Below are 20,224 nucleotides of genomic sequence, written 5' to 3' on the forward strand. Positions count from 1 at the left end.
TTACCAAGTGAAACTTGGTAACGAGCAATACTTTTTTACGGAAATCTGTTGAATAGGTCATTTCTTATTCTCTTTTTAAAATACGGTTACTATAACTAAATTAAAATTAACGTGTTAATTCATTTTTTAATCCCGTCAATTCTTGAAGATTCTGCCAGACCACTAGATGAATGAATATACCGACTGTATTTTTTTTGCAACTGCTTCAATTGTAAATAAATCCTGAAAGCGTTGATAACCTTTTTCTGCAAATTGTTGGCAGTAACTTTTGTTATTTATCAATTCTTGCAAACCATTAGCTAATGCCATTGGATGATTCGGCTCAACTAACAATCCTGTTTCCCCCTCTTCTACCACCCAAACGACACCCGCGCCTTGAATACGGCTAGCAACAATGGGCTTGCGATAATACATCGCTTCTAACAACACCATTCCAAAGGCTTCTGTACGCTCTAATGAAGACAGGCAATAAATATCGCAACTGCTGAATAAACCTGCTAATTGGTTTGCATCACAACGTCCCAATAATTTGACGCGCTCATGCAAATTTAACGCAGTAATTAAAGCGGCTAAACGTGGTTTTAATTCTCCCTCACCCACAATACATAATTGTGCTTGAGGAAGCGATTGCATAGCACGAATTAAAATTTCATAGCCTTTATAATAAGTTAATCTCCCTACACTCAATAACCGCGTTTTCCCTATTTGCCAGTGTTGATTTGCCAAAGCTAAAGCTTCGTCATTCGCTAATGGCAGACGATAAGGCGCGATACCCAATGGAATAACATGACATTTTTTTTGCCACGCACTCAGTGCGGGGCTTGCACTCAAATAGGGCGGAGAGGTCACAATAATCGCTTGTGCATGACGTAAGAAACGTTGTTCTAAAGGACGATAAAAGCGGTACGCCGTACTTAATAGAGGATGAAAGTTAGAAATAACATCGGAATGCCAATGAACAACCCAAGGCAATTGACAAGCACGTTTTGAGCATAATGCCCAAAATACAGAGGTATTGGGTAGATGAAAATGCAATATATCAGGTTGATATATATTAATAACTTTATCTAACCACAGCGGAAATTGTGGGCTGATAGGTGCATAAAGTAAACGTCCATAACAAGGAACGCGATAAAGACATTGATGATGTTGCGTTTTTTCTGCGGTGACAGGCGCAAAAAAACGAGTAAATAAGGCTTGATGGTCATGCACAAGTGCGGCAACCGTATCACCTAATTGGGCTTGAGCAGGCATTAAATCAGCAAGAAAGTTCTCAATTCCACCGTGAAAAGGGGGAAAATACTTTCCAATATGGAGAATTCTGGGCATAGCGTAGCGAAAAAGGGGTGAAAATCAGCAAATACCCTAGCATTTTAATGTAATTTTTACTACACAGACCCCTACAAACAGCAGACTTGCCCCATTTTTGTGAGTATTAACTCTATATAATATACTGTTTATATTTAAAAAAATTAAATGGCATACCCCTTGCACAAATTTTGAAAAAAGTTGCGAAAAGCACTTTATTGCAAGGGTGTCGATAATGACAAACAAGAAAACGGTTGTAATTGATGATACAACGCTACGTGACGGTGAACAGTCTGCGGGTGTTGCTTTCTCTTTAGAAGAGAAACTTGCCATTGCGCGAGATTTAGACGCGCTCGGTGTGCCTGAATTAGAAATTGGTATTCCTGCAATGGGTGCAGAAGAATGTGCAAGCATTCGGGCTGTTGCAAATCTAGGATTAAAATCGCGTTTGTTAGTATGGAGTCGGATGAATAAAGCCGACTTAGAAGCCTGTCGGCACTTAGGCATTAATATGGTTGATTTGTCGATTGGTGTATCTGACCAACAAATTGAAAGAAAATTGCACCGTGATAGAGCATGGGTGTTACAAACAATAGCAGAATACACGCAACGAGCATTAGATATGGGCTTAGATGTTGGTATCGGTGGGGAAGATGCCTCACGTGCGGATACTGATTTCTTGCTATTAGTTGCAGAAACTGCACAAGCGGCTGGGGCGCGTCGTATTCGTTTCGCTGATACCGTTGGCATTATGGAACCTTTTGGTGTGCTAGAGCGAATCCGCCAATTGCGGGCGCATATTGACATTGAAATTGAAATGCACGCTCATGACGATTTAGGATTGGCAACAGCAAATACATTAGCGGCTGTCTTGGGTGGAGCAACGCATGTTAATACGACGGTTAATGGCTTAGGTGAGCGGGCAGGTAATGCGGCATTAGAAGAAGTGGTTCTAGGGCTAAAACGCTTGTATGGCTATGAAATTGAAATTGATATGCCTCGTTTTACTACCGTTTCTCAACGGGTTGCAAAAGCCTCTGGCAGACCCTTAGCATGGCAAAAGAGTTTAGTTGGCCCCGGTGTATTCACGCATGAAGCAGGCATTCATGTTGATGGCTTGTTAAAAGACCCCTTGAATTATCAGGGGATAGACCCTGCGGAAATTGGCAGACAACACGAGCTGGTTTTAGGTAAACATTCAGGAACACAAGCTGTTATAGAGATTTATCAGCGATTAGGTTTCCTCCTAAACACAGAACAAGCCCATTTAATTTTGGCGCAAATTCGTTCTTACGTCACAACTACAAAACAACAACCTAGCCCCCATTATTTAGAGTCGTTATATCTCTGTTTACAAAATCAGTCACCCAATAGTAATGTCACAACACATTAAATAATTAACTGTTGATGTTTATCAATTATTGATTACTAACTCAAGCAGTGTGTGGCGCATAATCAAGGAAAATTAATCATGCCAGACCATGCTAAAAAGGGGAATGAATTTATGGTGCTTTACACAAAGTCTGTTCCAACACCCGTGGAATCAGCGGATGAAACGGTTGTTATTACAGAAAATAACAAGCCATTAGGGTTTTTTGCGCAATTGCGCGAAGATGTCGCCTGTGTGTTTGACCGTGACCCCGCTGCACGGACAACCATTGAAGTCTTAACCACTTATCCTGGTGTACACGCCATTATTTTACATCGGATTTCTCACAAACTATGGCATAAAAACTGGCGTTATGCTGCGCGTTTTCTCTCTTTTCTCAGTCGGGTATTTACAAATATTGATATTCATCCCGGTGCAAAAATTGGGAGACGTTTTTTTATTGACCACGGTATTGGCGTTGTGATTGGTGAAACCGCCGTTGTGGGGAATGATGTAACGCTCTATCACGGTGTTACTTTAGGGGGTACGTCGTGGAATAAAGGTCGTCGCCATCCTCAACTGGGTAATAACGTATTAGTTGGTGCGGGCGCGAAAGTATTGGGGGCAATTAGCATCGGCGATAACGTGCGTATCGGCGCAAATTCTGTGGTAGTAAAAAATACCCCTGCAAATTGTAGTGTGGTCGGGATTCCCGGACGGATTGTCAAAGATAAAACCAAATCCTGTGATAAACCTAATCAAGGCATTGATTTAGACCATCATTTAATTCCAGACCCCATCGGGCGAGCAATGGCATGTATGTTAGAGCGAATTGCTGAGCTGGAAAAACAAGCAAATGGCGGCAAATCGCTAAAAACGCTTAAAGCCAGTGATGACCCCTGTCCTGCCTGTGAAGCCCTAGATGTTTGCGTGTGCGAAATGGATAAAAAGGATAAATCCGCTGCGCATTAACTAAAAATAATACAAGCAGCAACATAACGCTTGATTGAGGAAGCATAAAAAGGATTTGTGCTTCTTAACTGACACAAAATCGATTTCACTAAAGGGGAAAACATGGATTTGTTAGCATTTGAGACACAAGAACTCTATTTTGATGAACCCGTAGGCGAAGCGGTACAAGCCTTATTAGACAAGGCGGCACAGAATTATGGTGAAGGAACAGCCGAACTACCTTTATTACAAGCCTATTTATTCGAACCTGAAAATTTAAGTGTGTTAGTCGCGTTATATCGTTTTTTTTATTATCAACATCGATTACCCGAAACCCTCGTTATTGCTCAGCGCGCAATGAAATTGTTAGGAACACGGCTGAATTTTCCTGATGATTGGCGTGCATTAACCCCCGCACATATCACCCCTGATATGTCGATTAGTTCAGTACGATTTTACCTTTTTGCCCTTAAAGGGGCGGCGTATGTCAATTTACGGCTTGGTAATTTGGAAGAAGGCGGGGATATTCTTAAAAAAATACTAGCGTTAGACCCAGCAGATAGATTAGGAGCTAAGGTTTTAAAAGATGTATTGGATACGGCAACACGGTTTCGGATTGTAAAATAGTCTTTAATTAAAGAAAGTAAGCTATCAGTAAATCCTTACTAATCTGGCTCTTTAAATGTGGTAGTGCTAAATAGAATTAAGGATAAATGCTTTTTTCGTTGCGATATGAAAAAAGTTGCCCTTTATACAACTTAAGGTGTTTATTAAATTTTGGAGTATTAAACATGTGTTCTGCCCTGCTAGATGAATTAAGCGAAGTAAGTATTGATGAGTTTTTTGCTGCAACGCTTGAGCCACACCATTCAACGACAGATATTTACTCACTCGCTATGCAAGGCATTGCCTATTTAACGCCCATAAACACAGAGAATGAAACAACAACTGACGATGTAATGCGTTTGATTGTTTCTAATTAGAAGTAGGCTTCAACCTACCTTTCATACGACTAAGCAAACTATCTAACATAAAGGTGTTTTAACCATGACAACGCTATTTGAAGACGATTTAGAAGAACTCAGTTCCGCTGAAGATTTTTTAGAATATTTCAAGGTTGACTATGACGCAAAAACCGTTCAGGTCAACCGCTTACATATTCTACAACGCTTTCATGACTATTTAAGTCAAGCCCAAGAATCCATGCCCAACACTGACGAAGCCAAACGTGAAGTTTACTTCCGTCTGCTAACGCGGGCTTATAACGACTTTGTAGAATCCGATGCATTGACAGAAAAAGTTTTTAAAGTCTTTCACATGCACGAACCACAAGAAACCTTCGTTCCCTTAAACGACGTGTTTAAATAATCCTCATCAACATGCGTGAGACAACTAAACTCACGCATAGATGTTCAATAACCGATGAGGTTAATTCATGCTACCAAAATATGATTATGGCGACCGAGTGCGGGTTATCCGCAATGTGCGTGATGATGGCACTTTTCCTGGCAAAGTAATGGGAGACTTTTTAGTCCGTCGTGGCAGTATTGGTTATGTGCAAAACGTGGGTTCTTTTCTCCAAGATGAAATTATTTATTCTGTTCATTTCTTAGATGAAAACATCGTTGTTGGTTGTCGAGAAGAAGAATTGATTAGCGGTGATGACCCTTGGGTTCCTAGCAAATATGAATTTCGCGACAAGGTTATTACCCTCATTCCATTATCTGCAAAAGGTGAAATAATTGCAGAAAAAGGCTCTGAAGGACAAGTGCTTAAAATTATTCGGGATATGCCCGGCGGCGTGATGTATCACGTTCACTTTGGCGATGGTCGTTTATTCATGATTCCCGAAACCGCCTTAGATTTTGCCCCCGTTGTCGAGCGTAAACTCAAATATACCAACGATGAATCCACTTCAGAAGAATAGAACTGATAGAAAACACAACACATTATTAGTACAGAGTGCGCAGGCGAGAAAAGACCGCCTACAACGTCTTTATGTTGTGTAAATTCTAAAGAAAATTAAGCAGTAGGAGTATAACTTACAATGAATGCCGTTATTCCAGACAACAATCTGTCAAGCGTACCTAACGAACTGGCTTACCTAAGCCTACGGAGCGCACTCAACCGTTATCAAAAATCAACGGCAGAGCTGAGTGCCGAAGAATTGAAAGTTATACTCAATGAAGCACGGCGACAATACCGCCTAGAAAACCTCATTCTTAATGCCCCCGAAGCACATGGTGTGATTGTACCGGGAAACCGCTTAGAAGCCGCGTTACAAGAAGTACAAACCCGCTACGAAGACGAAAGCACCTTTCAAGAAGATATTGCCCGTAATGGAATGAATATCCAAGACTTTCAACGTGCTTTACAACGCGAACTTTACATCGATACTGTTTTAGAAAGAGTCGGGGCGCGCGCAGCGAACATTAACGAAATTGATGTCGACATCTACTACTACATGCACCCCGAGAAGTTTAATGTGCCTGAAACCCGCACCGTGCGCCATATTCTTATCACCGTTAACCCAGATTACCCAGAAAATACATACAGCGCGGCGCGTGAACGCCTGCTCAACCTTGCAACCCGCTTACATCGCAATTTAAAACGCTTTGGGGAATTAGCACAAAAATACTCAGAATGTCCCTCAGCCTTACAAGGTGGGTTACTTGGTAAATTACCCAGAGGACAACTTTATTCCAGTTTAGATGAAACCCTGTTTTCCATGAAAGAAAGCCAACTGAGTGCGCCTGTTGAATCTGAACTAGGTTTTCACCTGCTTTACTGTGAAAAAATTCATCCCGCAGGAGCTGTACCTTTAGTTGAAGCCCGCCCGAAAATTTTAGACCTGTTACAAAAACGCCGTCGACAAATTTGTCAAAAAAGTTGGATTAGACAACTTCAACAACAAGCGACAGCAAACTTGGAGAACGCATGATGACAACAACCCCTATTGCGCACTGTTCCTTTTGTGGTACAGAAAAAACGCCTACTACCCCCCTGATTGCAGGTGCTGAAGGCTATATTTGTGAAGCCTGTGTTCGTTTGGCGAATCAAGTTGTCACTAGCTGGGGACATAAACGCTCTTTAGCGGATTTACATGGTCCTTTACCCACACCTGCCGCCATTAAAACCCGTTTAGATGAATATGTTATCGGGCAAGACTCCGCTAAAGAAATTCTCTCCGTTGCCGTTTACAATCATTACAAACGCTTAAAACATGAAAGTGAACAAGCCAATATTAGTGATAAAAGCGACGCGATTGACATTGAAAAATCCAATGTTCTACTGTTAGGCCCTTCGGGTACTGGTAAAACGCTTATTGCCAGTACCTTAGCAAAAATCGTTGGCGTTCCTTTTGCGGTCGCAGATGCAACCACACTCACCCAAGCGGGCTATGTGGGAGATGATGTAGAAACGATTTTAACCCGTTTACTCGATGTCGCTGAAGGCAATGTGAAACGTGCTGAATGGGGGATTGTCTATTTAGATGAAGTAGATAAACTCGCACGAGCTTCTGAAAGTGCCACCATTGTGCGCGATGTGTCAGGCGAAGGCGTACAACAAGCCTTGTTAAAGCTGATAGAAGGTACACAAGTCAAAGTCCCACAAAAAGGACGGAGACGTGAAAATAATGAAGATATTACGATGGATACTCGCAATATTCTATTCATCGCAGGCGGTGCATTCGCAGGCTTAGAAGAGCATGTTGCAAAACGGGTAAAACCCAACCGTAAAGATATTGGCTTTCATGTACAAGTTGAAACTGAGCAAAAATTATCTACCAATCGATTACTGGCAGAAATTCAGCCCGCTGATTTAAAACGGTTTGGTATGATTCCCGAATTTATCGGACGTTTGCCCATCATTGCCGTGTTAGAAGACTTAGACGAAGCCGCATTAATCCGCATCCTAACCGAGCCACGTAATGCACTGACAAAACAGTACAAAAAACTGTTTACTTACGAAAACGTCACCCTAGAATTTACCCCAGCAGCACTAACCGCACTAGCCCAAAAAGCCTTAGCACGCGGCACAGGGGCGCGAGGGTTGCGTAGTATCATGGAACACGTTTTACGCCGTTGCATGTTCGAATTACCTTCCCGTAAAGAAGTTTTGCGTTGTGTTGTGGACGAAGATGCAGTTAATGGAACAGGCGAGATTAATATTATCGAAGAAGAAGCCGAGAAAAAAGTAGCCAGTGCAGGGGCTTAAATTGGTTATTGTCATTGCCCCCCCTGTTTTGACACACGGATAATGCCACGTTCAACGGTGTTATCCGTGATAGGTTACATAACTCAAGCTAATTGATACAGTTTGATAAACATATCCGTAGATTTTTCAATAATCTCCTTATCCCGCTCAGGGGATGGCATAGGAACAATGCCAAGCATCACAGGCCAGAACAAGGCTTCTTTTACCATGCCCAAATAGTGCATAGAAGCCAGTTGAATATCATCAATATCTTTTCCCGTCGATTGCAAATAATCGGCTAATGTTCGCACTAATGAACGGATACCACTTTCAGAATAAAGCGCGGTTAATTCAGGAAAACGCCCCGATTCTCCCATAACTAAGCGTAATAATTTCGAAAACTGTTCTGAACGTAACATGATTAAAAACTTATTCGAAAAAACAATTAAATCTTGCCTAATATCAGAACCTTCATGATAGACCATAACAGGAATATCAAACAACGACCATGTTGTTCTAACAATTTCGGAAAACAGCACTTCTTTAGACGGAAAATGGTTATACACCGTCCGTTTTGATACGCCCGCCTGCGCGGCAATTTCGTCCATACTCACATTGCCATAGCCTTTATTTAAAAACAACGCCGCTGCCGCGTCCACTATCGCTTGTTTCTTTTTCTGTGTTAGCGTTGCTTCCACATAACCCTCACAAATTTTGCCATTAAAATTATAGATGTAAGCAAACATACTTTAGACCACTGAGAATAGGGTCATAAATATCCCACAGACTCAGCACGTGCATTATTGAGAATTCTTGAGGCTTGACCCTAAAAGGGCTGCTCTCTTAAAACCCCTCTTTTTTTCAAAATTCCACATAAAGTACGTTGTTTTACACCAAATCACATTTTCCCATCTTTTACTCTCCCTGTTAAGCTCATCAGGGCTAGGACTACTTAACGCTTAAAAGACATATATAGTAACCGTATTTTAAAAAGAGGATAAGAAATGACCTATTCAATAGATTTCCGTAGAAAAGTATTAAAAGTGAAACAAGAAGAAAATCTGACCCTAGCAGCGGTAGCGAAACGCTTTCAAATAGCCATCGCAAGCGTCGTCAGGTGGAGCAAAGTATTGGAAGCCAAAGGGACACGTAACAGACCAACTAAAATAGACATGGAAGCCCTAAAACAAGATGTTGCATTATATCCTGATGCTTACCATTATGAACGCGCAGCCCGTTTTGGGATTACGGAAGGCGGGATTCGCCATGCATTAAAACGTCTAGGGATTAGCCGTAAAAAAACCCCTCAAACATCCCAAAGCCAACCCCGAAGCAAGTCTTCCAAGACAAAATGAACCGTTATAAACAATTTGATAGGCAAATTGTTTTCATCGATGAAAGTGGTTTTGCTCATGATATGCCACGCCGTTTTGGTTATGCCCCTATCGGCAAACGTTGCTTTGGCACGCAAGACTGGAATGCAAAGGGCCGTACTAATGTCATCGGGGCTTTGCTCAACTTTTGTTTATTAACCGTCTCTTTAGTTTCTCCAGAATTCTGTCATTGTGATGGATAATGCAACTTTTCATAAACGAAGCGACATTCAACAGGCGATTAGCGCGACTGAGCATATTTTGGAGTATTTACCCCTTTATTCGCCCGATTTGAATCCCATTGAACATAAATGGGTTCAGGTGAAAGCTTTTCGTAAACGACAACATTGTTCTATCGATGCGCTTTTTTCATACCATTATATTTAATCTTTTTATAGTACGGTTACTATATTGTAGCCATGTGCCTGAGATTCCTGTGACACAGGCTATTTTTCAGCAATAGTTTTTCTTTTAACAGCTTATCTACCTGCGCCCAAGTCTCTTAGCTTATATATTTCTTGGTGGGCTGTTCTACAAATCGTCATCTGTGTTCGCGACATTTATAGTTTTGTGTCCCTGTGCAGGTTTTTCCGTATTTCGTGATGTGTGTAATTTTGCAGTTATGACAATTTAGCATCTTATTAGTCCTTCTATTTCTTCAGTTTTCTTGTTTTAATATCACTACCATTATTTTCAGCGGGAATATACCTTACACTCACCGCTAAAAACCGCTCCCATTTCAACGGACATCCTCCATTAAACTTTTTAAATTTAATGGTTTTTCTAAAAATTGACGAAACTCTGTTGCAGGCATAGGTTTGCCACATAAATAACCTTGCGCATAATCACATTCATAACGGCTTAGTAAGGATAATTGTTCTCGAGTTTCTACACCTTCTGCAACAACGGTTAAGCGGAGTTTTTGCGCCATTGCAATAATTGCCGTTACTAAGGTACTGTCATCACTATCATGATTTAAATCACGGATAAACGATTGGTCAATTTTTAATGTATCAATTGGAAATCGTTTTAAATAGCTCAGGGAAGAGTAACCCGTTCCAAAATCGTCCACTGATAGTTGCATTCCTAAGCGTTTTAAGGCTTTTAAGGTTTCTAAGGTATCTTCCGCATTGGGCATGATTAAACTTTCCGTTAATTCTAGCTCTAGGCGGTGCGGGTCCATGTTTAAATCACTCACTATTTGTTCAATCGTAATTAATAAGTCTTCTTGAATAAATTGTCGGGCGGATAAATTCACTGAAACATGTAATGGTGGTTCGCCTGCGCGTTGCCAGCGTTGATTTTCTTGGCAGGCTGTGCGTAATACCCATTCCCCGATTGGAATGATTAAACCGGTGTCTTCTGCAAGTGGGATAAATTGGGCAGGTGGTACAAGACTAAATTCAGGACTGCGCCAACGGACAAGGGCTTCTGCACCGACAACAATGCCTTTACGAATGTCAAAACGGGGTTGATACCATACTTCAAATTCTTCAAATTCTAAGGCTTGACGGAGTTTATTTTCCATATTCAGGCGTGCAGCAGAGGCGGCATTAGCACTGTGAACATAAAAGCGGTAGTTATTGCGCCCTTGGCGTTTTGCCATGTACATGCCTGCATCAGCGTTTTTCATCAGGGTGCCTACGTCGCGCCCGTCTTTAGGAAAAATGCTAATGCCGATGCTGGGGGTGATGTATAGCTCTTGGTCATGGAAGCATAGGGGATTAGTTAATGATTTTATAATGTATTCTGCAACAATAGCCGCATTGCTGGGTTCTTTTATATCACGAAGTAGTAGGGTGAACTCATCACCGCCAAGACGTGCAACTGTGTCTTCGGGCAGACGAGTGCAGGCAAGCAGGCGTTTAGAAACTTCTTGTAGTAATCGGTCTCCTGCGGCATGTCCTAATGTATCATTGATGAATTTAAAACGGTCTAAGTCAATGAATAACATGGCAAGAATTTCGTTATTTTGTTCGGCATGATTAATTGCTTGTTCGGCTCGTTTGATAAATAGCGCGCGATTAGGCAGATTAGTCAGTGCATCATGGTAGGCTTGATAAGTCAGTTTGAGATTGAGTTTTTTTAATTCGGCTGTGCGGTTGGTAACGGTTCTTTCTAAATGTTCGTTGTGTTGTGCCAGTTTTTTGTCACGTTCTTGAATCGCGCTTAACATGTCATTAAACCCATTAAAAAGAAAGGTAATTTCGTCTTTACTGGGTGAGGGGTCTATTCGTAAGGCGTAGTTTTTTTCTATGGAAACACGTTGTGCCATTTTTGCTAGTTTGAGAATTGGCGCGGTGATAATATGTTGTAAACGCGAAGAAAGTAAAAAAGCCATAAAGGCAGAGATGATGATGATGATGAGTGCTATGCTGGTATAAATTTTTATGCGGTCATAAAACGGTTGTCGGTCAGCAAGTAGAACTAAATCGCCTAGGTAGTCTTGATTTGGGGAGTAAAGCGGTTTGGAGAATTGTAAATATTTAACAGAGCTAACTAGGTTATGTTCTTGGTGGGGGGCTATGAGTTGTAAGGTGGTTGCAGAGGGTCGTTGATAGCTCGCAAAAACAGTGGTTTCTGGGTATTTATAAACTTGAGCAAGAACAATACTATTATGTTCTGATAGGGCATTGAGTAAGTTGGTTGTTTGTTCTACATCATCAAAATGAACGCGAAAGGAAATACTCACTGCGGTCATGTTGGTTTGAACTTCTATATCGTTTTCCATTGCCCGTTGGATAGAGATTAAGTCGTTAATCATAAAAGCGGTACTAGAAAACAATAAAACAATACTACTACTGAGTAACATAATCAGTGTGAGTTTATAGCGGATAGATAATTCTTTGAATTTAAGCATGTTGTCAATTCCTATGATAAACCCAATCTCGTGTGTCCTCTTATCAGCAGGCACTTAATGTTAACGCAATAAATATAAAGGGAACGTGTATTAGGCGAGAAAGGGTTATGGTTTATCTAATAACCTTTTTTTTAGCAGTTTCCAGCAAATCGGCACTGATTTTTAAGCCTGCGGCTTTTGCTGCTTTCTCGTTAATAGAATGGATATCGCCATTGTTTGTTAATTGGATGATTCCACCCTCGTCAGCAAACCCTTCTGCATCACTGACGGTTAATACATTTTTAGCCTTTGTGATAATCCCTTTTGCATTGCTGGTGCTATAGATTAAATCACAGCCGCTAGTTCCTCCCTCATATCGTAACTTGATGGGACGCGCTTTAAGTTTTTTGCCTGCTAATATTTTGTCGAGTGTTTCGCCGAATGGATTGCGTCCTACTACGCAAAACAAGAGTTCTCCTTCACCTGCCCATGTGACGTATTCTACCGCTCTCGACAAATTTTTTGCCTGAGAGGCGTAGTCGTCCGCATAACAATGAACGGAAAACGCTAGTATTAGTAATGATGCTAGCAGTAAGGATTGCACCTTACGAATTATCACAGCAGAAACACGTATCATGAAATTAATGGTCACTTAATTGGGTCTATGAATCCGTGATCAGGTTGTCAGAGTCTGATGACAACATCCTACCAACTGCGTTAACAGTCGTTATAAAGGTATAAGATATTTGTAATACATATAGATATGAATAGTGTAAAAATGTTGTGTGGTTTTATGTCAATTCGTTTAAATACAGATTGTAAGCATGGTAATTGACAGCATACTAACATGCTTTTCCATCTTTCTCTTGGGATGATGATTGTTATTGTATTTGTAAGGAAGAAAGAAGTGTTAAAAAACTTTGCGTTTATTTTTGGGCGTGGGTTAATTAGGTCTGAATGAGGGGTGGGTTAAATGCGATTGGTAAAAATTAAGTGGATAAGTGGAGCAGTGATAGCGCAGATACCACCGCGTTAAGCGGTGGTGCTGTCTGTCTTTTGTCACGCTGTCTTTTTTTCTAGCATTGATTTTAAAATAACTTTACCACGTTCAAATTCTTGTGTGAATAATTCAGCAAAAATCGATACATCTGGAATATGTCCTTCTTTTAAACGACTAAAATATAAAGCTAATGTTTGTCCTAGCGCGTAAGTTGTCGCACTGGTATAAACTGCCCCTACAGCCGAACCGTAAACAGGTATTATTTTAAGTAGCTCGCGTCCTCCCATGCGGAGTAAATAACTAAGCCCTAAGGTGCTGGATAATTCCGCAAGCAAGGCTGCATTCATGGGTTGGTTGTAAAGTGAGGCAATGGCTTGCGCCATTTTTACTTGAATTGCTAAGACTAACGGTGTACCTAATAGTGGAACGGGAATCGCGCCTGCACTGCCTGCTAGTAAGGAATAAGCAATAATATGTTGGTGTGCTGCTTGTGCGTGAATGTTGGTAATATCGCTGTCGTAGTGGGTGATTAGTTCCCGTAGGCTAATACATAGCGCCTTTTCTAATGCTTGCCATAATGCGTCCAATCCATAATGAATATCCTCATATCCTTCATCAGCTTGTGTAAAATCTAGGGGAACAAACTGTGCGGGTAATCCTGCAAATAAATTGCGTTGATAGCGTAATGCGCGACTTAATTCGTGCGGAATGTGAGCAGGAAAAGGTACTTCGTGATAGGGATAAGGTTGAATATGAGAAAATTGCGCGTTTGGATAGCCTTCATGTAAATGCGTTTGTACAACAATAATATGCCAATCGGGTTGTTGCGCTAAAATCGTTTGTACTGCTTGGAGAATAGCTGTTTGCGCTTGATCCATCGCTTTCATCACCACTATCAGCACATGCGCTTGTTGCTGAAACTGGTTCATGTCTTCCGTTGGGTCATAATTGGTCTCACCTAACCCACGGGTATCTAAAAAACGAATTAAGGGCATTTCATTATTTGGAAAATCATAGAAATGCGCTGTTTTTGTGCAGGCTTGAAACCCGTTACCAATTTCTGTATCGGTTCTTTCGGTTAATGCTTGCACAATCGATGTTTTACCTGATTGCGTTTTACCCAACAGCCAAAAAACAGGGGTAGGTAGGGTTTTCTTGAGCTTTTCTATTTCTTCTTTTATGGTTTGTTCATCTATTTTCGGCGACAGAATCGTATTCCAGATACTCATAAACTTAGCCTTTTTTTAGTAGTTTAAAAAACCCCAATTTGTACAGCAACCAAATAACCGCTAATAACAGTACACCATAAATAATCACTTGCATAAAAAACCAAATGATACTGGTGGATATTAGGTAAATAAGGTACAACCCAAAAACCCCTAGAATCGAATAGATAACATATTGCATAATAACTTACTCTGTTTCTTTTTTCGCGATAAGCAAAGAATATTCAACAAGTTCACTCGCTATAGCATCTCGAATGCCTACTTTATTGTCCGCAGATAGGCCATAACGCTGTGCAAGTTTGTCGTAATCTACTTCTGATAGGGAAACGGTTAAGCGTGGACGTTTTGGTTTTTTAGACTCTAAGCCGATAACCATGCGGATTTGGTCCGACGGGCTGACACCTTGTTTACTGGCTTCTTGTCGAATAACATCGGAAACAGTCTTGCTAAATTCAAATGCTAACTGCACAGCCCGCACACTTTGTTCAGATTTTGTCCACTTATTAGGTAAATCAGCCATAATTCCTATCACAATCCCACGAAACGTAAATAAAGTGTTAGATTATAAAAAACAAAGGACAAACACAACATTCCTGCCATGTTTGCCCCTTATGTTTGTTACTAATGGTTGTTACAACAAGGATAAAACCATTGGTTATGAATTGATTTTAATCTCAACACTACCCGCAGAAATATGCGTAGGCGGCGTGCTTGGGCTGCTGCTAACGCCTGCCCGTTTCGCTTTCAAGCGTTCTAATACGGCATTACTGTTTGTACCTTTTTCAGGAATAATGCCAGCTTGTGCCAGTTTACTTTGCAAATTATCGCCTGATTCGTCTTGTTGCAGTTGAATGGCTGCATTCATTTGGTCAGTGCGTTGTTGCTGTTTCTGCTTGATGCGTTCTAGTGATTCTGTTGCAGAACTCATGGAAGAATTTATCCCAGAAAACTTAGTTGAAGCAGCCGCGCTGGCTTTTTGCACGCTTTCTGTGGTTTTAATCACGCTGATTTCACGTTCCATTGAGGTGATATTGCGCTCGGTATTCCGAATGATAGTTTTCAGGTTATTAATATTGTTATTATAACCATCTAACACGGCTTGTTGTGCAGTCAATTCATTCTCGGCTCTTGCCACTTCATCGGCTAATTCACCCGCAAGTTTTTCGTCGCCTTTATCCATTGCTTGCATGGCGTAGCCTTCATATTCCTTGACGCGATCGGAATATTTTTTGACGGAGCGTTCTACACTCATTTGTTCAGCGATGACTTTCGCCAGATTTTCTTTGGCTTCGTCTAAATTAACCTTTGCATCACGCATTTCTTGATCCAGAATTCGTAGTGCCTGCGTGTCGACAATGGCTTCGCCTGTTTCGGTTGCTGCGCCACGGAAGGCGGTAAATAATTTGCCAAATACACCCATGATACTTCTCCTTACTTTTTAATCAAATAGGCACTGAGTTCTTCAATCGCGGTGAGCGTGTTATCACTCAATGTGTCAATTTCCTCAATGAGTTGGTCTGATGAAGAGTTGACAGATAACGCCCCAAAAATAACATATTGTTGCCCTATCTTTGAAAAAGATGAAAGTGGTATTGGAATATTGAGCGTGAGCAGTGCATCCAATAAGTCCATTTTTTTGGTTGGCTCAACTTCTGCCTCTGTCCATAAATGGGTAATACACAGAATTTGGCTTTCATCTACCGTAATATAAACAGGGAGTTCTTCTCTGTGTTCTAACGATACAATCAATACATCCACTTCACCGGGCATTAATTCCGTACTGAAAACTAAACCGCTAAATCCCGTCGCGCCATTAAGAGCGACTGCCAGTTGATTCAGTTTTTCTTGGGGGGTCATGTTTCCTCCTGAATTACGATTGGATTAGTGACATAATATGTCTTAAGACATAATATGTCAAGTGAGTATAAAAATCTTTTTATAAAAAAGGCTGTCAAATCTAGCACTTTTTGTATTGGAATAGGCAAAAGCAATGACATCACGCAACCTGAATCAAGATTTTATTACGGTAAAATCACGGTTAAGATTTGCCAACAGAGATAATCCTGTTAAACAGAAAAATCAAGTAAATTACAGGATGGGTAATAAATATTATTGTAAAGTGCTTTTGTGACTGACGATATTCTCTTCTTTACCTATTCACAGGCATTCTATATTGATTCATGAAGGTTAGTGTTACTGTCTGTAAAGGTTCATCTAAAAAAGCGAGCGTTGTTTTGGCAATATCGTCAGGTACACCGCCATAAAATGCTTGAGCAATGCCACCCGTAATAGATGTTAGCGTATCGCAATCTCCCCCTAGAGAAACGGCGAGACGCAGGGCATTTTCAAAGTCTGTCGATTCTAAAAAAGCAATGATTGCTTCGGGTACTGTACCGCCACAGGAAACATCAAAACAGTAGTGAGGACGGATTTCGTCACAAGTTCGTTGTAAATCATAGCCAAATTCTTGTGTTATATGTGCTTTAATCTCAGCTTTGCTATGTCCTGTCCGTGCAAGGTAAATTGCGGTTGCGGTCGCTAACGCACCACGAATGCCTTCAGGGTGATTATGTGTTATTGCGGTGTATTCCGTCGCTTTTGCTAATACGGTATCTAAGGTATCAAACGCATAAGCAACGGCACTGATACGCATTGCTGCCCCATTTCCCCAGCTATTATAGGGATTGCTTTCAGCCTTTTCCGCCCAAGCACAAAATCTTGCCCCATAGCCCGCATTAGGGTAACGATGATAGTAATCCTTTAGCGTTTCTGCCGCGTCTTTTTGTTGTAAAATCGCGTCGGCTAAAGCAATCGTTAATACGCTGTCATCAGTGAAATGGCAGTGTCGTTGAAAAAGCGGAAATGTGGTGGTTTTAATATTGTTCCACTCATAAATTGAGCCAACAATATCGCCTGTGATTGCACCTAACATCCTATCCTCCGACTGACTATGGTTGTTTATTTCATCCGTTCCATACGTCGATACGTAATCGCTTCGGTTAAATGTTGTGTACGAATCTGTTCACTATCGCCTAAATCTGCAATGGTGCGCGCAACTTTTAAAATCCGATGCCATGCTCGCGCGGATAAGCCTAATTGTGCAATGGCCGCATCAAGCAGTCGTTCATCGTTTTCAGTAAGACGACAATATTGTTCAATCTCACGATTATTCATATAGCTATTGGGTCTGCTACAGCGTTGTAGTTGACGTTGACGTGCAGTAACCACTCGTTGTTGAACCTCTGTACTGCTTTCGCGTATGGTTTCGGTGCGTAATTCGGTGCGGGGTAAATTTGGCACTTCAATATGTAGGTCTATACGGTCTAGTAAAGGGCCTGACAAGCGACCGCGATAACGACGAATTTGTTCTACTGAGCAATGACAGCGGGGGTCGCCTAAATAACCGCAAGGACAGGGATTCATGGCAGCAATTAGTTGAAAATGGGCAGGAAATTCTGCTTGTCTGGCAGCGCGTGAAATGACAATACGCCCAGATTCTAGCGGTTCACGTAGCACTTCTAAGACTTTTTTATCAAACTCGGGTAATTCATCCAGAAATAAAATGCCATGATGTGCTAGAGAAATTTCACCGGGTCGTGGTTGACTGCCGCCACCGACGAGCGCAATAGCAGAGGCGGTATGGTGTGGCGCGCGAAACGGTCTATGTCCCCATGTTTGCGGATTAAATCCTTGATTGGCAATGGAGGCAATTGCAGCGGTTTCTAAGGCTTCTTCTTCGGTCATTGGCGGTAAAATGGTTGCCATACGGCTGGCTAACATGGTTTTACCTGTTCCGGGTGGACCGAGCATTAAAAGATTATGTCCCCCAGCAGCGGCAACTTCTAACGCCCGCTTTGCGTGATGTTGTCCACGGACTTCATTTAAATCAATTGGATGATGGGTATAAGTGGGGTGTGGAACGTTATCCATACAGTGGGGTGTAATGGGGGTTGTACCGTGTAAATGGGCGCAGATATCCAACAAATGTTTGATAGGGAGAATGGGCGTATTTCTAACCATTGAAGCTTCATGTGCGTTGTCTGCGGGGACAACTAATTTGCGTTGTTTATCACGCACAGCCATTGCGACAGGAAGCACTCCACGTATAGGACGTAATTCACCACTGAGGGCAAGTTCACCAATAAATTCATATTCACTCAGTTGTTGGCTGGGAATTTGTCCCGAAGCAGCAAGAATACCGATAGCAATTGCTAAATCAAAACGCCCGCCTTCTTTGGGTAAATCGGCAGGGGCAAGATTGATGGTAACGCGCTGTAATGGAAAATCAAACTGGGTATTTAACAACGCGCTCCTGACTCTGTCTTTGCTTTCCTTTACGGCGGCTTCGGGCAAGCCCACAATCGATAAACTGGGTAAACCACCTGTTAAATGGACTTCAATCGTCACAGGAATTGCTTGTATGCCGACTTGTGCGCGACTATGAACAACGGATAGAGCGTACAGGGTTGGTTACTCCATTGCAGCAGGTGGAAAGGGCGTATGTGTTTCGCTCGCTTGTCGTGCTTCTAGCTGGGCGACAGTTGCTTCTAAGGCTTCTAGTTTGGCGCGTGTGCGGGCTAACACAGCGGTTTGTACGTCAAACTCTTCACGTGTCACCAGATTCATCCGACGAAAAGTTGCTTCCATCGCTAACCGTAAATTTTTTTCTGCGTCTTGTTGCAGTTGAATGGCCCCTTTGGGCAATGCTGTGACAAACTCTTTAAATAAGGCTTCAAAATGATTGGGGTTTAACATTTTTAAAACTCCTCATACGTCAAGTGGAACAAAAGAATTTTTGCCATTTTCATGGGTTATTCACAAAACATGCGATAGAATCAACCCATTGTAACGAATATTTTGTTGTTTGAAAGGCGGATTATTATTTTGCTATTTTATGTATATATCGCTGACTTGTCATAGGAAACCATTATGCCCGATTTTTGGCAATCTTCAGGGATTCATTTATTAACGGTCAATTCAGACGGACAGTTAGTGGTGACGGATGATTTTTTACGTGCCTATTTGTTGCGTCCTGAAATGCGTCCTTTAGCAGAGGCCTGTGAGGCAGAAAAAACCTTACATCAACGGCTGTTAGATAATCCGCGTTTAATCATAGACCCTGTGCAAATCGCTACGATTGTGGATGCTGTTGCGCGGGAAAATTATGGTTATGTCTTATATTTTCGGGATTTATTATTGCAATACAATAGTATTGAAGCGTGTTATTTGAGTTTATTTCGTCAACCAGACAGTCAAGTTCCGCCGCTTTTTGTTGACCAACTGGTGCATGTTATTTTGCGCCATATTTTAGCAAATACACAAAATCCATTGGAAATACGGGCGGCAGAGTTATTTTTTCGGACACAAAAAGTAAGCACTGAACAGAATATCTTGCTCGCAGATGAAGAAATTGTAGAGATGCGTGCGACATTAGACGGTTATGGTTCAGTCAGCCATCTTGTTGTTGGCGCAAAAGCGATGGCGAGTTCTATCGAATTAGCAGTATTAACAACGGAAAATGCCAGTATTTATTGGGAACGTGATGAGCAATATGACACGGTGTTAAATATTAGTGCCGAATCTAGTGGGTTAACTGCGTTATGCCGTGTATTGGAAAAATGGATTAATCACTTTTACGGGATAGTCACTCGCATCACACCGCTTAAAGCCATTAAAGAGGAACAATGGGCATGGCATATTGGATTAGATATAGACAGTATGCAGTTGTTAAATGATTTGTATCAACAAAAAACGGTTTCTGACCGACGGATTCAACAATTGTTAGCCTTGTTTAAATTAGAATTTTTAGATGTCTCTATGGTTGACCCAAAGATTGCTGATCGTCCTATTTATTTAGCCATCGCAATGGATAAAGAACAATGTGTGCAAATCAAGCCCCAAAATTTACTGGTTAATTTGCCATTAGCCGCTGCAAGTTGATAATGAAATATCATTTAAAAT

General features: G+C 41.4%; 23 protein-coding genes. 12 read left to right on the plus strand and 11 right to left on the minus strand.

Annotation, left to right across the window (positions count from 1 at the left end; all coding sequences use genetic code 11):
- Positions 1-162: 162 nt before the first annotated feature.
- Positions 163-1,329, minus strand: a complete 1,167-nt coding sequence (locus AL038_RS12395; RefSeq protein ID WP_062153265.1) for a glycosyltransferase — start codon at positions 1,327-1,329, stop codon at positions 163-165.
- A gap of 214 nt (positions 1,330-1,543) precedes the next feature.
- Here AL038_RS12395 and nifV point away from each other — a divergent pair, with 214 nt between their 5' ends.
- The 8 genes from nifV to clpX all read left to right on the plus strand — a co-directional run bounded on the left by nifV (position 1,544) and on the right by clpX (position 7,846).
- Positions 1,544-2,701, plus strand: coding sequence for a homocitrate synthase (gene nifV / locus AL038_RS12400; protein WP_062153266.1), 1,158 nt, complete (start codon positions 1,544-1,546; stop codon positions 2,699-2,701).
- 78 nt (positions 2,702-2,779) lie between these two features.
- Positions 2,780-3,649, plus strand: coding sequence for a serine O-acetyltransferase (cysE, locus tag AL038_RS12405; protein WP_083991517.1), 870 nt, complete (start codon positions 2,780-2,782; stop codon positions 3,647-3,649).
- A 102-nt stretch (positions 3,650-3,751) separates the two neighbouring features.
- Positions 3,752-4,255 carry a hypothetical protein gene (locus tag AL038_RS12410; protein ID WP_062153267.1) on the plus strand — a complete coding sequence of 168 codons (504 nt, stop codon included), beginning with the start codon at positions 3,752-3,754 and terminating at the stop codon, positions 4,253-4,255.
- A gap of 164 nt (positions 4,256-4,419) precedes the next feature.
- Entirely contained in the window at positions 4,420-4,611 is a 192-nt protein-coding gene (locus tag AL038_RS12415; protein ID WP_062153268.1) for a hypothetical protein, read from the plus strand.
- 64 nt (positions 4,612-4,675) lie between these two features.
- On the plus strand, positions 4,676-4,996 hold the full coding sequence (nifW, locus tag AL038_RS12420; RefSeq protein ID WP_062153269.1) for a nitrogenase-stabilizing/protective protein NifW: 321 nt from the start codon (positions 4,676-4,678) through the stop codon (positions 4,994-4,996).
- A gap of 67 nt (positions 4,997-5,063) precedes the next feature.
- Entirely contained in the window at positions 5,064-5,555 is a 492-nt protein-coding gene (locus AL038_RS12425) for a nitrogen fixation protein NifZ (RefSeq protein ID WP_062153270.1), read from the plus strand.
- Between the two features lie 120 nt (positions 5,556-5,675).
- Positions 5,676-6,569, plus strand: coding sequence for a nitrogen fixation protein NifM (nifM, locus tag AL038_RS12430; protein ID WP_062153272.1), 894 nt, complete (start codon positions 5,676-5,678; stop codon positions 6,567-6,569).
- Positions 6,566-7,846 carry an ATP-dependent Clp protease ATP-binding subunit ClpX gene (clpX, locus tag AL038_RS12435; RefSeq protein WP_083991518.1) on the plus strand — a complete coding sequence of 427 codons (1,281 nt, stop codon included), beginning with the start codon at positions 6,566-6,568 and terminating at the stop codon, positions 7,844-7,846. Before nifM ends, clpX begins: the two co-directional genes overlap by 4 nt.
- An 83-nt stretch (positions 7,847-7,929) precedes the next feature.
- Here the strand turns inward: clpX and AL038_RS12440 are convergent, their stop codons facing one another.
- Positions 7,930-8,571 (minus strand): TetR/AcrR family transcriptional regulator, encoded by a 642-nt coding sequence (locus tag AL038_RS12440; RefSeq protein ID WP_062153276.1) that lies wholly within the window; start codon positions 8,569-8,571, stop codon positions 7,930-7,932.
- A 258-nt stretch (positions 8,572-8,829) separates the two neighbouring features.
- Between AL038_RS12440 and AL038_RS12445 the strand changes: the two genes are divergently transcribed.
- From AL038_RS12445 to AL038_RS18815, 3 genes are read left to right on the plus strand one after another with little or no spacing between them, the layout of a single operon-like run.
- Positions 8,830-9,180, plus strand: a complete 351-nt coding sequence (locus tag AL038_RS12445) for an IS630 transposase-related protein (RefSeq protein WP_062153278.1) — start codon at positions 8,830-8,832, stop codon at positions 9,178-9,180.
- Positions 9,177-9,401 carry a transposase gene (locus AL038_RS18810; RefSeq protein WP_201800083.1) on the plus strand — a complete coding sequence of 75 codons (225 nt, stop codon included), beginning with the start codon at positions 9,177-9,179 and terminating at the stop codon, positions 9,399-9,401. Before AL038_RS12445 ends, AL038_RS18810 begins: the two co-directional genes overlap by 4 nt.
- Positions 9,394-9,585 carry a transposase gene (locus AL038_RS18815; protein WP_272898052.1) on the plus strand — a complete coding sequence of 64 codons (192 nt, stop codon included), beginning with the start codon at positions 9,394-9,396 and terminating at the stop codon, positions 9,583-9,585. The genes AL038_RS18810 and AL038_RS18815 overlap by 8 nt, the downstream gene beginning before the upstream one ends.
- A gap of 352 nt (positions 9,586-9,937) precedes the next feature.
- Here the strand turns inward: AL038_RS18815 and AL038_RS12455 are convergent, their stop codons facing one another.
- The 9 genes from AL038_RS12455 to AL038_RS12495 form a co-directional block, all read right to left on the minus strand.
- Positions 9,938-12,058: an EAL domain-containing protein gene (locus AL038_RS12455; protein ID WP_062153280.1), complete on the minus strand. Its 2,121-nt coding sequence runs from the start codon at positions 12,056-12,058 to the stop codon at positions 9,938-9,940.
- Between the two features lie 112 nt (positions 12,059-12,170).
- Entirely contained in the window at positions 12,171-12,674 is a 504-nt protein-coding gene (locus AL038_RS12460) for a YfiR family protein (RefSeq protein ID WP_062153282.1), read from the minus strand.
- A 422-nt stretch (positions 12,675-13,096) separates the two neighbouring features.
- Positions 13,097-14,266, minus strand: coding sequence for a GTPase family protein (locus tag AL038_RS12465; protein ID WP_062153284.1), 1,170 nt, complete (start codon positions 14,264-14,266; stop codon positions 13,097-13,099).
- A 184-nt stretch (positions 14,267-14,450) separates the two neighbouring features.
- Positions 14,451-14,783 (minus strand): hypothetical protein, encoded by a 333-nt coding sequence (locus AL038_RS12470; RefSeq protein WP_062153286.1) that lies wholly within the window; start codon positions 14,781-14,783, stop codon positions 14,451-14,453.
- Positions 14,784-14,918: 135 nt separating this feature from the next.
- Positions 14,919-15,683 (minus strand): PspA/IM30 family protein, encoded by a 765-nt coding sequence (locus AL038_RS12475; protein WP_062153288.1) that lies wholly within the window; start codon positions 15,681-15,683, stop codon positions 14,919-14,921.
- An 11-nt stretch (positions 15,684-15,694) separates the two neighbouring features.
- Positions 15,695-16,120 carry a YjfI family protein gene (locus AL038_RS12480; RefSeq protein ID WP_062153290.1) on the minus strand — a complete coding sequence of 142 codons (426 nt, stop codon included), beginning with the start codon at positions 16,118-16,120 and terminating at the stop codon, positions 15,695-15,697.
- A 292-nt stretch (positions 16,121-16,412) separates the two neighbouring features.
- Positions 16,413-17,195 (minus strand): ADP-ribosylglycohydrolase family protein, encoded by a 783-nt coding sequence (locus AL038_RS12485; RefSeq protein WP_062153292.1) that lies wholly within the window; start codon positions 17,193-17,195, stop codon positions 16,413-16,415.
- Between the two features lie 26 nt (positions 17,196-17,221).
- The gene (locus AL038_RS12490) at positions 17,222-18,727 is read right to left on the minus strand and encodes a YifB family Mg chelatase-like AAA ATPase (protein ID WP_062153294.1); all 1,506 of its coding nucleotides are present in this window, start codon (positions 18,725-18,727) and stop codon (positions 17,222-17,224) included.
- Between the two features lie 6 nt (positions 18,728-18,733).
- Positions 18,734-19,018: an accessory factor UbiK family protein gene (locus tag AL038_RS12495; protein WP_062153296.1), complete on the minus strand. Its 285-nt coding sequence runs from the start codon at positions 19,016-19,018 to the stop codon at positions 18,734-18,736.
- 174 nt (positions 19,019-19,192) lie between these two features.
- Here AL038_RS12495 and AL038_RS12500 point away from each other — a divergent pair, with 174 nt between their 5' ends.
- The gene (locus AL038_RS12500) at positions 19,193-20,203 is read left to right on the plus strand and encodes a DUF6352 family protein (protein WP_062153298.1); all 1,011 of its coding nucleotides are present in this window, start codon (positions 19,193-19,195) and stop codon (positions 20,201-20,203) included.
- Positions 20,204-20,224 lie beyond the last annotated feature (21 nt).

Source organism: Beggiatoa leptomitoformis, from assembly GCF_001305575.3.
Lineage (GTDB): Bacteria > Pseudomonadota > Gammaproteobacteria > Beggiatoales > Beggiatoaceae > Beggiatoa > Beggiatoa leptomitoformis.